General features: G+C 63.9%; 13 protein-coding genes and 1 tRNA gene. 8 read left to right on the top strand and 6 right to left on the bottom strand.

Annotation, left to right across the window (positions count from 1 at the left end):
• Window positions 1-30 precede the first annotated feature (30 nt).
• From AB3X89_RS14940 to AB3X89_RS14925, 4 genes are all read right to left on the bottom strand, one after another.
• Window positions 31-107: transfer RNA gene (locus tag AB3X89_RS14940), tRNA-Met, on the bottom strand.
• An 86-nt stretch (window positions 108-193) separates the two neighbouring features.
• Window positions 194-1852 carry an MFS transporter gene (locus AB3X89_RS14935; protein ID WP_368583988.1) on the bottom strand — a complete coding sequence of 553 codons (1659 nt, stop codon included), beginning with the start codon at window positions 1850-1852 and terminating at the stop codon, window positions 194-196.
• A gap of 229 nt (window positions 1853-2081) precedes the next feature.
• Window positions 2082-3620, bottom strand: coding sequence for a sensor histidine kinase N-terminal domain-containing protein (locus tag AB3X89_RS14930; protein WP_368583987.1), 1539 nt, complete (start codon window positions 3618-3620; stop codon window positions 2082-2084).
• A 9-nt stretch (window positions 3621-3629) separates the two neighbouring features.
• Complete coding sequence (locus AB3X89_RS14925) at window positions 3630-4439, bottom strand: response regulator (protein WP_368583986.1); 810 nt, start codon at window positions 4437-4439, stop codon at window positions 3630-3632.
• 254 nt (window positions 4440-4693) lie between these two features.
• Between AB3X89_RS14925 and recA the strand changes: the two genes are divergently transcribed.
• The 8 genes from recA to AB3X89_RS14885 all read left to right on the top strand — a co-directional run bounded on the left by recA (window position 4694) and on the right by AB3X89_RS14885 (window position 13193).
• Complete coding sequence (gene recA / locus AB3X89_RS14920) at window positions 4694-5770, top strand: recombinase RecA (protein WP_368583985.1); 1077 nt, start codon at window positions 4694-4696, stop codon at window positions 5768-5770.
• 7 nt (window positions 5771-5777) lie between these two features.
• A complete protein-coding gene (recX, locus tag AB3X89_RS14915) occupies window positions 5778-6545 on the top strand; it encodes a recombination regulator RecX (protein WP_368583984.1) in 768 nt (255 codons plus the stop codon).
• A gap of 129 nt (window positions 6546-6674) precedes the next feature.
• A complete protein-coding gene (locus AB3X89_RS14910; RefSeq protein ID WP_368583983.1) occupies window positions 6675-7349 on the top strand; it encodes a DUF2889 domain-containing protein in 675 nt (224 codons plus the stop codon).
• Between the two features lie 57 nt (window positions 7350-7406).
• Complete coding sequence (gene sucC, locus AB3X89_RS14905) at window positions 7407-8576, top strand: ADP-forming succinate--CoA ligase subunit beta (RefSeq protein WP_013090442.1); 1170 nt, start codon at window positions 7407-7409, stop codon at window positions 8574-8576.
• A 130-nt stretch (window positions 8577-8706) separates the two neighbouring features.
• Window positions 8707-9588: a succinate--CoA ligase subunit alpha gene (sucD, locus tag AB3X89_RS14900; RefSeq protein ID WP_013090441.1), complete on the top strand. Its 882-nt coding sequence runs from the start codon at window positions 8707-8709 to the stop codon at window positions 9586-9588.
• A gap of 166 nt (window positions 9589-9754) precedes the next feature.
• Window positions 9755-10459, top strand: coding sequence for a TerC family protein (locus tag AB3X89_RS14895; protein ID WP_018437749.1), 705 nt, complete (start codon window positions 9755-9757; stop codon window positions 10457-10459).
• Window positions 10460-10616: 157 nt separating this feature from the next.
• Window positions 10617-11240: a pilin gene (locus AB3X89_RS14890; protein ID WP_368583982.1), complete on the top strand. Its 624-nt coding sequence runs from the start codon at window positions 10617-10619 to the stop codon at window positions 11238-11240.
• 168 nt (window positions 11241-11408) lie between these two features.
• Window positions 11409-13193, top strand: coding sequence for a PglL family O-oligosaccharyltransferase (locus tag AB3X89_RS14885; RefSeq protein WP_368583981.1), 1785 nt, complete (start codon window positions 11409-11411; stop codon window positions 13191-13193).
• 57 nt (window positions 13194-13250) lie between these two features.
• Here the strand turns inward: AB3X89_RS14885 and AB3X89_RS14880 are convergent, their stop codons facing one another.
• Both AB3X89_RS14880 and moaC read right to left on the bottom strand, forming a co-directional pair.
• Complete coding sequence (locus AB3X89_RS14880) at window positions 13251-13601, bottom strand: nucleotide pyrophosphohydrolase (RefSeq protein ID WP_368583980.1); 351 nt, start codon at window positions 13599-13601, stop codon at window positions 13251-13253.
• A gap of 31 nt (window positions 13602-13632) precedes the next feature.
• Window positions 13633-14112 (bottom strand): cyclic pyranopterin monophosphate synthase MoaC, encoded by a 480-nt coding sequence (moaC, locus tag AB3X89_RS14875; protein ID WP_368583979.1) that lies wholly within the window; start codon window positions 14110-14112, stop codon window positions 13633-13635.
• Between the last annotated feature and the right edge of the window lie 57 nt (window positions 14113-14169).

Raw genomic sequence — 14169 nt, 5'->3', positions numbered from 1 at the left:
CCTTGTGGGACAGCGGCTTTTTCTTGAAGCTGGTGGCGAATCAGGGACTCGAACCCCGGACCTGCGGATTATGATTCCGTCGCTCTAACCGACTGAGCTAATTCGCCGAAAGAAGGGAGATTATGCTGGGGCAACCGGAGGCTGTCAACCCCCGGCGCACAACTTTTTCAGGTGGCCCGGACTCGCGGTCCACTCAATCTTTTGCGTAGATATCCGAGTCCTTGGTTTCGCGCACGAACAGCATGCCGATCACGAAGGTGATCACCGCGATGATGATCGGATACCAGAGCCCCGAGTAGATGTTGCCCCGCGCGGCGACGATCGCGAACGCGGTCGCCGGCAGGAAGCCGCCGAACCAGCCATTGCCGATGTGATACGGCAGCGACATCGACGTATAACGGATGCGCGTCGGGAACATCTCGACCAGCATCGCCGCGATAGGACCGTAGACCATCGTTACGTAGATCACGAGGATCGTCAGGATCACGACGCTCATCGGCCAGTTGATCTGAGCCGGATCGGCCTTCGGCGGGTAGCCGGCGGCCTTCAGCGTCGCGGCGAGCGTCTTCTCGAAGGTCTTGGCTTGCTCCTTCGCGTCGGGGGCGCGGCCGTCGAACGTGTTGACGACCGTATCACCCACGCGGATCTGCGCGATCGTGCCGGCCGGCGCCGCGACGTTGTCGTAGTTCAGGCCGGCTCGCGACAGCGCGCCCTTCGCGATATCGCACGAGGTCACGAACTTAGCCGTGCCCACTGGGTTGAACTGGAACGAGCACTCGCCCGGATCGGCGATCACGACGATCGGCGACTTCGCGGTTGCGGCTTCGAGCGCCGGGTTCGTGTAGTGCGTGAGCGCCTTGAACAGCGGGAAGTACGTCAGCGCGGCGATCAGCAGACCGGCCATGATGATCGGCTTGCGGCCGATGCGATCCGACAGCGAGCCGAAGAACAGGAAGAACGGCGTGCCGATCAGCAGCGCGAGCGCGATCATGATGTTGGCGCTCGTACCGTCGACCTTCAGCGTCTGCGTGAGGAAGAACAGCGTGTAGAACTGGCCCGTGTACCACACGACAGCCTGGCCGGCCGTCAGGCCGAGCAGCGCGAGAATCACGACCTTCAGGTTCTTCCACTGGCCGAACGCTTCGGAGAGCGGCGCCTTCGAGGTCTTGCCCTCGGCCTTGATGCGCTCGAACACCGGCGACTCATGCAGTTGCAGGCGAATCCACACCGACACCGCGAGCAGCAGAATCGACACGACGAACGGGATGCGCCAGCCCCAGGCGCCGAACGCGTCTTCGCCCATGAAAGTACGCACGCCGAGGATCACGAGCAGCGACAGGAACAGGCCGAGCGTCGCGGTGGTCTGGATCCACGCGGTGTAGAAGCCGCGGCGGTTCGCCGGCGCGTGTTCGGCCACGTAGGTCGCGGCGCCGCCGTACTCGCCGCCGAGCGCGAGACCCTGCAGCAGGCGCATCGCGATGAAGATCACCGGCGAAGCGATGCCGATCGCCGCATAGCCGGGCAGGAAGCCGACGAGGAACGTCGACAGACCCATGATGATGATCGTGATCAGGAACGTGTACTTGCGCCCGACCATGTCACCGAGCCGTCCGAATACTACCGCGCCGAACGGCCGCACCGCGAAGCCCGCGGCGAAGCTGAGCAGCGTGAAAATGAACGCCGCGGTCGGATTGACGCCGGAAAAGAAGCTCTTGCTGATGAAGGCCGCAAGCGAACCGGCCAGATAAAAGTCGTACCACTCGAAAACCGTACCCAGCGACGATGCGAAGATCACCCGCTTCTCATCGCGCGTCATCGGCGCGTGCGAGAGTTGCCCGCCAACGGTAGCCATATGTCGTCTCCAATATTGATATACACACGGATCGCCAGCGCAGGCGTCCCCGTGCAACCGATTATTGGAGTGGAAACTTACGGCGTTCTGACTCGACGCCAAAACCTGGGGTAGTCCGGTAAACCGGCGAACAGGCGATCAATTTCGGTCAATGTGCGGCGATATTTGTGCGATCCGCGCCGAAATATCTCAAAAACACGCTGACGATCAAGCTGGCTATGGGGCCGTGTTAGGGTAAGTCCCGCCCCCGTTCGAGCACCTGCAAGCTGACGCGCACCAGGGTGCCGGCGAGCCGCGGCGACTCCTGGTAGACGTTGTCGTCGATCGCGAGCTCGCCGCCGTGCATCGCCGCGATCTCGCGCACGATCGCGAGACCGAGGCCGCTGCCGTCGCCCTCGCGGCCCAGAATCCGGTAGAAGCGCTCGACCACGCGCGAGCGCTCGCTGGCCGGAATGCCGAGCCCGGTGTCCTCGACTTCCAGATGCACGAGCCGCGCCGGGGCGTCGTGCCGCACGCGCACGGTGATGCGGCCGCCCGCCGGCGTATAGCGGATCGCGTTGTCGATCAGGTTCGACAGCATTTCGCGCAGCATCACCGGATTGCCGGCGACCTCGACCGGCTCGTCGGGCGCTTCGTAGCCGAGGTCCATCTGCTTGGCGAGCGCGGCCTGCACCCATTCGCGCACCGCGCTGCGCGCGAGTTCGCCGAGTTCGACCGGCGTGAAGATCTGCCCCGACCGACGGTTTTCCGCGCGCGCGAGCGCGAGCAGCTGCGTGACGAGCCGCGCGGCGTGCTCGGAGCTCGTCGCGATCTGTTCGAGCGAGCGATGCACCTCGGCCGACGCGTTCTGGCGCAGCGCTAGCTCGGCCTGCGTGCGCAGCCCGGCGAGCGGCGTTTTCATCTGATGCGCGGCGTCGGCGATAAAGCGCTTTTGCAGCTCCATGTTCTGTTCGAGGCGCGTGAGCAGATCGTTGAACGACGTGACGAGCGGCTCGATTTCCGGCGGCGCGCGGCGCGCTTCGAGCGGCGACAGATCGTCCGGCCGCCGCGCGCGGATATGCGCCTGCAGCGCATGCAGCGGCTCGAGCCCGCGCGATAGCCCGAACCACACGAGCAGGATCGCGAGCGGCAGGATCACGAACTGCGGCAGGATCACGCCCTTGATGATGTCGTTGGCGAGCTGGCTGCGCTTGTCGAGCGTTTCGGCGACCTGCACCAGCACGGGCTGCGCGCCCGGCGTCTGCGGAAACTCGACGGTCGTATACGCGACGCGGATGTCGTTGCCCCGCAGCACGTCGTCGCGGAATTCGACGAGGCCCGGTGGCGGGCGGTCCTCCTCGTGCGGCAGCGGCATGTCGCGCTCGCCGGCCACCAGCTCGCCGCGCGTGCCGAGCACCTGGAAGAACACGCTGTCAACGTTGTCGGCGCGCAGGAAGTCGCGCGTCGAGTCGGGCAGCGACAGCTCCGCGACGCCGTTGACCGGATGGATCTGGCGCGCGAGCACATAGGCGTCGGTTTCGAGCGCGCGGTCGAACGGCCCGTTCGCGATCGATTTCGCGACCAGATAGGTGACCGCGAGGCTCATCGGCCACAACAGCAGCAGCGGGGCGAGCATCCAGTCGAGAATCTCGCCGAACAGCGAGCGCGGACGCGCCTCGGCGGCGGCTTCGGTTTCGTCGGGCGGGGCGAACGGGTTGGCGTAGCGCGCGTCGCGCGCCTCGTCGAGGTCCGCCGCGTGCGCCGTGGCGCGATCAGCGCGTGCGGACATCGCTGGCCTCTATTTGTAGTGATGGCTCGCCGGCATCGCGGCGGACGACGGCGCGGGGGAAGGTGGTACTGCTTGTGCCGCTTGTGCCGTTTGCGCCGTTTGCGCCGTTTGCGGCTCGGAGCCGGCGGCGGGCCTGTTCGCATTCGCGGGCGGCGCCGCTTTTTCGAGGCAGTAGCCGAGCCCGCGCACGGTGATGATGCGCACGCCGCTCGGCTCGATCTTCTTGCGCAGCCGGTGCACGTAGACTTCGATCGCGTTGTTGCTGACTTCCTCGCCCCATTCGCACAGATGGTCGACGAGCTGCTCTTTCGAGACCAGCCGGCCGATCCGTTGCAGCAGCACTTCGAGCAGACCGAGCTCGCGCGCGGACAGATCGATCACCTGGTCGTTGACATAGGCGATGCGGCCCACCTGATCGAACGACAGCGAGCCATGCCGCACGACGGTCGGGCCGCCGCCGGCACCGCGCCGCGTCAGCGCGCGCACGCGCGCTTCGAGTTCATTCAGTGCGAAGGGTTTGGCCATGTAATCGTCGGCGCCGAGGTCGAGGCCTTTGACGCGTTCGTCGACACTGTCTGCGGCGGTCAGGATCAGCACGGGCAGGTTCGAATTGCGCGCGCGCAGGCGGCGCAGCACCTCCAGCCCGGACATGCGCGGCAGGCCCAGATCGAGGATCAATAGGTCGAACGTCTGCATTGACAACGCGGTATCGGCTTCTACGCCGCTTTTGACGTGATCGACCGCATAGGCCGATTGGCGGAGTGATCGAACCAGACCGTCCGCGAGTATGCTGTCGTCTTCGGCAATCAGAATTCGCATGGTGCGCCAGCCTGGCTTTGCCGGCACCGTGGGGCTTGCCCCGGCGCGCAGCGGTCTCCGAACATTATTGTGGGTAGTGGGGGTGACGCGACATTAAAAATGCGCGTTCGCATCATAATCGCGCTTGCCAAAACCACTGTTTTTTTATACAGTGTCTGCGTTTCGTGTGATGTCCTGCAGGCTCCGCTCAATTCGAGTGAAACCACGGGTGCACACCTGCCTCAGACGCCGTTCATCATAGCAAAGGACGATTCATGGAAGAAAGCAAGAAAGGCTCGGCTGGACTGACTGCTGAAAAGAGCAAGGCTCTCGCCGCCGCGCTCGCGCAGATCGAAAAGCAGTTCGGCAAAGGGTCGGTCATGCGGCTCGGCGCAGGTGAGGCAGTCGAAGACATCCAGGTGGTCTCCACCGGATCGCTCGGCCTCGACATCGCACTGGGCGTCGGCGGTTTGCCGCGCGGCCGCGTGGTCGAAATCTACGGTCCGGAATCGTCCGGTAAAACCACGCTGACGCTGCAGGTCATCGCCGAAATGCAGAAGCTCGGTGGCACTGCGGCGTTCATCGACGCGGAACACGCGCTGGACATTCAATATGCGGGCAAGCTCGGCGTGAACGTCGCCGACCTGCTGGTCTCGCAACCGGACACCGGCGAGCAGGCGCTCGAAATCGCCGACGCGCTGGTGCGCTCGGGCTCGATCGACATGATCGTGATCGACTCGGTCGCGGCGCTGGTGCCGAAGGCGGAAATCGAAGGCGAAATGGGCGACTCGCTGCCGGGTCTGCAGGCGCGTCTGATGTCGCAGGCGCTGCGCAAGCTGACCGGCACGATCAAGCGCACGAACTGCCTCGTGATCTTCATCAACCAGATCCGCATGAAGATCGGCGTGATGTTCGGCAACCCGGAAACCACCACGGGCGGTAACGCGCTGAAGTTCTACGCATCGGTGCGTCTGGACATTCGCCGCATCGGTTCGATCAAGAAGAACGACGAAGTGATCGGCAACGAAACACGCGTGAAGGTCGTCAAGAACAAGGTGTCGCCGCCGTTCCGCGAAGCCATCTTCGACATCCTGTACGGTGAGGGCATCTCGCGTCAGGGCGAAATCATCGACCTCGGCGTGCAGGCGAAGATCGTCGACAAGGCTGGCGCATGGTACAGCTACAACGGCGAGCGGATCGGTCAGGGCAAGGACAACGCGCGTGAATTCCTGCGCGAAAATCCGGACATCGCTCGCGAAATCGAAAACCGTATCCGCGAATCGCTGGGCGTCACCGCGATGGCGGACGCCGTGACCGGCGCGGACGCTGAAGTCGCGGGCGAAGAAGAGTAAGCATCACGTGATACGCAAAGGCCGGCCTCTGTCCGGTTCCGACTCCGGACGCTATCCGGACGGCCCGCGCGACACGGCGGATGGATCGCCTGATTCCGGCGATCCATTCGATCCGTTCGAATCGTTCGACGCACATGACCGCGCCGCAGGCCGCGGGCCGCAGCGTACACGGTCCGGATCCCCTGCAGCATCGTCCAGCCCGGATCTCTCCGGACACGATTCCCAATCCCCCTCCGAAGTCACCTACACCCGTTCGCGTCGCCAGGCCGGCGAAGCGAAACCGGGGCTGGCCGACCAAGACGACAGCAGAAAGTCCCAACGCCCAACCCGTCCGCTGAAAGCGCGCGCGCTCGGCTATCTGTCGCGTCGCGAATATAGCCGCGCCGAACTCGCGCGCAAGCTGAAGCCCTACGTCGAGGAAACCGATTCGCTCGACACGGTGCTTGACTCACTGGAAGCCGAAAACTGGCTATCGGACTCGCGCTTCGCGGAAAGTCTGGTTCACCGGCGCGCAACGCGGCTCGGCACGAGCCGCATTCTCGGCGAACTGAAGCAGCACGCGCTGAACCCAGCGCTGGTCGAAGAGGCGAGTGCGCAATTGCGTGAAACCGAACTCGCGCGCGCTCAGGCGGTCTGGCGCAAGAAGTTCGGCCAGCTGCCGAAAACCCCGGCCGAGCGCGCGAAGCAGGCGCGCTTCCTGGCGTCGCGCGGCTTCTCCGGCGCGACGATCGGCAAAATCCTGAAGGGTATTGACGACATCTGGGACGGCGACTAGCACGTCAGCCCCGACGGCCGGTCGATTGCCGCGCCGTAGCCCGGCGCGAGGCCGTGCGCAATCGGGGCTGTCCCAAATACCCGTTATGCTAAAATCCAGAAGTTTTCCAATCCGGCCTTTCCTTCCCGCATGTCGCTCTCCCCGCCAGTGTCCCGTCAGTTGCGCCATCGTCGCGCAATCAGAGCGGAAGCTTACGAGCGAGCCGATGGCCTGTGGGATGTGGAAGCGTGCCTGACCGACGAAAAGCCTCGAGATGTGGCGCTTCCGTCGGGAATCCGGCCCAATGGTCAGCCGATCCATGAACTCTGGCTTCGCATCACCATCGATCGCAAGCTCAATGTCGTCGACGCCGAGGCGTCGTCCGACTGGGTACCCTATCCAGGGTTATGCCAGGCCAGCAATCCCGCCTACCGTGCCCTCATCGGGCTCAATCTGTTCCACAACTTCCGTCGCGATGCTGCCCGTTTGCTGGCCGGCACGGCCGGTTGCACGCATCTCACCGAGCTGTGCGCGATGCTGCCGACCGCCGCGATCCAGGCGTTCGCCGGCGAAGTCTGGAACACCGATGAAGGCACGCCGGGCGCGAACGCGGGTTCGGGAGACGAATCGTCTAACGGCACAGGCGAGCATTCCAACGACAAACCGCCATTCCAGTTGGGACGCTGCCACGCGCTGCGTTTCGACGGCGAGGCGGTGAAACAGTTTTATCCGCGCTGGTATGGCCACGCACCGCGTCCGGCGGAACGCGCGGCCTCGTCGGACGACGCGGCGACTCGCGCACCAAGCGGCGACGCGCCGGCCTGAACGGCGGCAAAACGGAATCGAAGTTCTATCCAACTCTCAGACTGAAGGGAATCACGCATGAAGATTCACGAGTACCAGGGTAAGGAAATCCTGCGGAAATTCGGCGTCGCGGTACCGCGCGGCAAGCCGGTCTTCTCGGTGGATGATGCGGTCAAGGCCGCGGAAGAGCTCGGCGGCCCGGTGTGGGTCGTCAAGGCTCAGATCCACGCAGGTGGCCGTGGCAAGGGCGGCGGCGTCAAGGTCGCCAAGTCGCTGGAACAGGTTCGCGAGTACTCGAACCAGATCCTCGGCATGCAGCTCGTCACGCACCAGACCGGTCCGGAAGGCCAGAAGGTCAATCGCCTTCTGATCGAAGAAGGCGCTGACATCAAGAAGGAACTGTATGTCGGTCTCGTGATCGATCGCGTTTCGCAGAAGATCGTCGTGATGGCATCGAGCGAAGGCGGCATGGACGTCGAAGAAGTCGCGGAAAAGACGCCTGAGCTGATCCACAAGGTTGCAGTCGATCCGTCGACCGGCCTGAAGGACTCGGAAGCAGACGACCTCGCGAAGAAGATCGGCGTGCCCGACGCTTCGATCCCGCAAGCCCGCGCGATCCTGCAAGGCCTTTACAAGGCATTCTGGGAAACCGACGCATCGCTCGCCGAAATCAACCCGCTGATCCTGACCGGCGACGGCAAGGTCATCGCACTCGACGCGAAGTTCAACTTCGATTCGAACGCGCTGTTCCGTCATCCGGAAATCGTCGCTTACCGCGATCTGGACGAAGAAGATCCGGCTGAAATCGAAGCGTCGAAGTTCGACCTCGCGTACATCTCGCTCGACGGCAACATCGGCTGCCTCGTGAACGGCGCTGGCCTCGCAATGGCAACGATGGACACCATCAAGCTGTTCGGCGGCGAACCGGCGAACTTCCTCGACGTCGGCGGAGGAGCTACGACCGAGAAGGTCACCGAAGCGTTCAAGATCATGCTGAAGAACCCGAACCTGACCGCGATTCTGGTCAACATCTTCGGTGGCATCATGCGCTGCGACGTGATCGCGGAAGGCGTGATCGCTGCGTCGAAGGCCGTGTCGCTGAAGGTGCCGCTCGTGGTCCGCATGAAGGGCACGAACGAAGACCTGGGCAAGAAGATGCTCGCTGAATCCGGCCTGCCGATCATCTCGGCGGACAGCATGGAAGAAGCGGCTCAGAAGGTCGTCGCGGCTGCTTCGGGCAAGGCGTAAGCCACCTGTCTACGGCGCATTTACCAGCTCATTTGCCAACATGACGAGTGGCGGCGCGCGAGCGACACAGGCGTGAAGCATCGCGCCGCGTGGCGCTACCGCGCGACGCCAAACGAACAGAGGTCAATACATGTCGATTCTGATCAACAAAGACACCAAGGTCATCACGCAGGGCATCACCGGCAAGACCGGTCAGTTCCACACGCGTGCTTGCCGTGAATACGCAAACGGCCGCGAAGCGTACGTCGCGGGCGTGAACCCGAAGCGCGCCGGCGAAGATTTCGAAGGCATCCCCATCTACGCTAGCGTCGCTGAAGCCAAGGCTGAAACGGGCGCAACCGTGTCGGTGATTTACGTTCCGCCGGCAGGCGCTGCTGCGGCAATCTGGGAAGCCGTCGAAGCCGACCTGGATCTCGCAATCTGTATCACGGAAGGCATCCCCGTCCGCGACATGATCGAGATCAAGGACCGTATGCGTCGCGAAAACCGCAAGACGCTGCTGCTCGGACCGAACTGCCCGGGCACGATCACGCCGGACGAACTGAAGATCGGCATCATGCCGGGTCACATCCACCGCAAGGGTCGCATCGGCGTCGTATCGCGTTCGGGCACGCTGACGTATGAAGCAGTCGGCCAGCTGACCGCGATCGGCCTCGGCCAGTCTTCGGCAGTCGGTATCGGCGGCGATCCGATCAACGGTCTGAAGCACATCGACGTGATGAAGATGTTCAACGACGATCCCGATACGGACGCCGTCATCATGATCGGCGAAATCGGCGGTCCGGACGAGGCGAACGCCGCGCACTGGATCAAGGACAACATGAAGAAGCCGGTGGTTGGCTTCATCGCCGGCGTCACGGCGCCTCCGGGCAAGCGCATGGGCCACGCCGGCGCGCTGATCTCGGGCGGTGCGGACACCGCTGAAGCGAAGCTGGAAATCATGGACGCATGCGGTATCAAGGTCACGAAGAACCCGTCGGAAATGGCGCGTCTTCTGAAGGCGATGCTGTAAATCGAATTCGCGTGCCGTGAGCGCGCGATTTTGATACGCTTACGAAGTCCTTTCGTGAGCGAGCGGTCCCGAAAAGCGGGGGAGTGCAGACTCCCCCGCTTTTTTTTCGTCCGCACTTGCGCCGTCGTGCTGTCCGCTCGGTAGATTTTTTCTTATTCTTTTTTCCATGCTCGAATTCTTCACGACGCTCAATTGGGGCGCGGTCTTTCAGATCATCGTCATTGACGTGCTGCTCGGCGGCGATAACGCGGTCGTCATTGCGCTCGCCTGCCGCAACCTGCCGCAGTCGCAACGCATGCGCGGCATCGTGTGGGGAACCGCCGGCGCGATCCTGCTGCGCGTCGTGCTGATCGCATTCGCGGTCGCGCTGCTCGACGTGCCGTTCCTGAAGTTCGCGGGCGGGTTGCTGCTGCTGTGGATCGGCGTGCGCTTGCTCGCGCCCGCGCACGACGTTCACGACAACGTCAAGCCGGCCGACAAGCTGATCTCGGCGGTGAAGACGATCATCATCGCGGATGCGGTAATGAGCGTGGACAACGTAATCGCGATTGCGGGCGCGGCCGAAGCCGCGGAGCACGAGCACCGGTTGGCTCTGGTGATCTTTGGCCTCGTCGTGAGCATTCCGCTGATCGTGTGGGGCAGCCAGCTGATTCTGAAGCTGCTCGATCGCTTTCCGGGCATCGTGCTGTTCGGCGCGGGCCTGCTCGGCTGGATCGCGGGCGGTCTGATGGTCAACGACCCGGCCGGCGACCGTTGGCCGATCCTCGACACGCCCGTCGCGGAATACGGGATGAGCATCGCGGGCGCGCTGTTCGTCGTGATCGTCGGTTATCTGTTGAAGCGCCGTAACGCGAAACGCGCGGCGGTGTGAGCATGGCATCGACGGTGCGCCGCTGCCTAAGCCGTGATGCCGTCCGAATGCAAGCCTGGCCATCCGGCTGACTGTGACGCGCAAGCGTCGCTCGCTACGATGGAAACGCCTGTTCCCGATCCACGGGCCACGCGTTTCTCGTATCAGGAGTCTGCCGATGATCGTTACCCTGCCGTATTCCCCTTACTCTCAATCGACGCAATTTTCGCGTAGGTCGCGCCGCGCACGTTGGCGCGAGAATTGGTTCGCGCGCCTTTGCCGGCGCTGCGGCGTCGGCTTCACGTTGATCGAGCTGATGATCGTGCTGGCGATCGTCGGCGTGATCGCGGCCTATGCGATTCCCGCGTATCAGGACTATCTGGCGCGCAGCCGGGTCGGCGAGGGCTTGTCGCTCGCGGCGTCGGCGCGGCTCGCGGTGGCCGAAAACGCCGCGAGCGGCAACGCATTCAGCGGCGGTTATGCGTCGCCGCCCGCCACCCGCAACGTCGAGTCCATCCAGATCGACGACGACACCGGTCAGATCACGATCACGTACTCGACGCGCGTCGCGCAGGCCGGCGCGAACACGATGACGCTGGTGCCCTCGGTGCCGGACAACGCCGATGCGCCGAGCGCACGTGTCGCGTTGGCCAAGGACACGGTGCAGACGGGCGCGCTGACGTGGGAATGCTTTGCGAGCGGCAAGAGCGCGTCTTCGTTGCCGGCGCCGGGGTCGGGGCCGATGCCGGGTGAAGCGCCGACGCTCGCGGCGAATCTGGCGCCGCCCGAGTGCCGATCGTAAGGGGGCAGATGAACTGAACAAGCCAACGAGACGGCGGCCGGGCGCTGACCGGACGACTCGAAGGCACAACGTAAAGGGCTGATTTGCAGCCTATTTCGGCCGAACCGGCGCACAGTGCAACGAAATTTTTGTATAGTGCGCCGGTTGCTGACGCCCACCGTTGATTCGATGCCCACCCCTTTCGCGCGCTACCTGTCTCTCGTACTGCTGGCTCTTGCGTTGATCCTGCCCTACGCGGTTGCCAACCATACGTATCCGATCCCAACCTTCTACTCCGAATTCACCTCGCTCGCGCTGTATCTGCTGACCGGGGCGGCCGTCATGCTGACGGTCGCGACCGCCCGGCCGCGCGTGAGCTTCGCGTCGCCCATGGTCGCGCTCGTGCCCTTGCTGTTCGGCCTCCTGCTGGTGCTGCAAACGTTCGTGCTGCCGGTCGCTGAGCCGTCGATGAACTGGCTCGGCGCGGGCTTCCTGCTCGCTGCGTGGATGGCCGCGCACGTGGGCTATGGCTTCGCGCGTGTGAAACTCGACGAGACCGCGTTGCGCTGGGCGGCGGGGGCGTTGATCGTCGGCGGTCTGTTCTCGGTGTTCAGCCAGGTGATCCAGCTGTTTCACCTCGAAACGCGCGTGGCGCCGCTCATCGTCGCGTACAACATCACTGTCGATCGCCGGCCGTTCGGCAACATGGCGCAGGCGAACCACCTCGCGACCTATATCGCGTTCGCGATGGCGGGCGCGCTGTACCTCGTGCAGACGCGCCGCATCGCGCTGCCTATCTGGCTGCTCGTGTCGACGATTTTCTCCGTCGGCCTCGCGCTGACCGTGTCGCGCGGTCCGTGGCTGCAGATGGGGGTGATCGTCGTGGCCGGCTTCTGGATGGCGTTCGCGCAGACTCGCAACGAACCGCAATCGCGTCGTAGCAGCCGTGACTGGCTGGTGCCGATCGCGCTCGCGGTGCTGTTTTTCGTGGTCAATGCGGTGATTCGCTGGGCCAACGTGCGTTTTCACCTCGAACTCGGGCAGTCGGCGGCCGAGCGCTTCCAGGATGCCGGTCAAATCGCGCCGCGCATCGCGCTATTGAAATACGGCTGGACGATGTTCAAGCAGCATCCGCTGCTCGGCGTCGGCTGGGGCGAATTTCCGAGCTATCAGTTCGCGCTCGTCAGGCAATTGGGCGGCGTCGAAATCGCCAACAACTCGCATGACATCTTCGTCGATCTGCTCGCCAAAACCGGTCTTATCGGACTCGGGATCGTGCTCGTGGGTCTCGTCGCGTGGCTCGTGCGTGTCGTGCGTGCGCCGCAAAGCGCCACGCGCGTGTTCGGCATCGCGCTGATCGGCGTGCTGACGATGCATGCGCTCGTCGAGTATCCGCAGCAGTACATGTTCTTCCTGTTGCCTGCGATGTTCGTGTTCGGCTTGCTCGAAACGCGGCCGTTGCGCGCGGTGCCCGCGAAACTGTCGCTCGGCGCGTTCGCGGTCGTGGTATTCGGCGGACTCGCCGCGCTGTATCCGATCTATCGCGACTATGCGCGTGCCGAGGTGCTGTACTACGGTCAGCGTCCAGCCGAACAGTACGCCGCCGATCCGTCGTTCATGTTCGGCGCGTGGGGCGAATACGGTCTGGCGACACTGCAGCCGATGAATCCGCTGAACCTGCAACGCAAGCTCGCGATGCACAAACAGGCGATTGCACTGTTGCCGGGCGAAACCGTGCTGCGTCGCTACGCGGTGCTACAGGCGCTGACCGGCGATACCGCGGCGGCGCTCGATACGGTCGAACGCTTGCGTATTTTCGCGGAGGAACTGAAGGACTGGCCCGCGCAGCTCGGCTATGTGTACCAGCTCGTCGACGAGCAGAAGTCGCTCGCGGGCTTCAGGGAGCAGTTGGTGAAGCGCTACGGCAGGCCCGCAGCGGATGCGGCACCGGATGACGACAGCGACGAGGATTGATCGGGCCGCGGAGGCTTCGGCGTGCTCGCGTCAAGGCCGGCCTCCTCGCCTCTAAGTTCACAACTCGGAATACTTCGCGGCCGTGCCTTTCGCCTTGTCGACGGGGTAGCGCGCTTCGTTCAGCTTCAGTTTTTCCGCGGCCGCGTCGACGAGATCGAAGCCCGCGGTATGAGCCACCAGCAGCAGGTACATGAAGACGTCGGCGCACTCGTGCCGGAGGTTCGTCGATTGCTCGGGATCACTGAGCAGCGTGTCGATCTGCGCGTCGGACTTCCATTGAATCGTCTCCAGAAGCTCGCCGGCTTCGATGCCGGTGGAGACGATCAGGTTGCGTAGGGTATGAAACTGCCGCCAGTCGCGCGCGTCGCGAAACGCCAGTAGCTGCTTGAGCAGTTCGTCGATGGTCATGGTGCTACCCGGATAGTTGTCGACCCGCGCTTCAAGCTTGCGCGACCCAGTCCCCCGATTTCCCGCCATGCTTTTCCATCACCTTCACATCGGTGATGGTCATGCCGCGGTCCACCGCCTTGCACATGTCGTACACGGTCAGCAGCCCGACCTGCACGGCGGTGAGCGCTTCCATTTCGACGCCCGTGCGTCCAAACGTCTCGACCTGGACCGTGCAATGCACGCCGGGCATCTGCTCGTCGAGTTCGAAGTCGGCTTTCACGCGTGTCAGCGCGAGCGGGTGGCACAGCGGAATCAGATCGGCGGTGCGCTTCGAGGCCTGGATCGCCGCGATCCGCGCGACGCCGATCACGTCGCCCTTTTTGGCGTTGCCGTCGCGGATCAGCGCGAACGTGTCGGGCAGCATGCGGATCGAGCCACGCGCGATCGCGATGCGCTTCGTCTCCTGCTTGCCGCCGACGTCCACCATATGCGCGTCACCAGACGCATCGAAATGAGTGAGTTCAGGCATGGTTGACTCCTTCAGAGGGCGCCTATCATAGCAGTGCGGCGCGGCCCCGAATCGGCG

The sequence above is a fragment of the Paraburkholderia sp. BR14320 genome (assembly GCF_040948665.1).
In the GTDB taxonomy this organism is placed as follows: Bacteria; Pseudomonadota; Gammaproteobacteria; order Burkholderiales; family Burkholderiaceae; genus Paraburkholderia; species Paraburkholderia youngii.
Note: the sequence above shows the minus strand (reverse complement) of the source record. Positions and strands in the feature narration are given on the sequence as shown.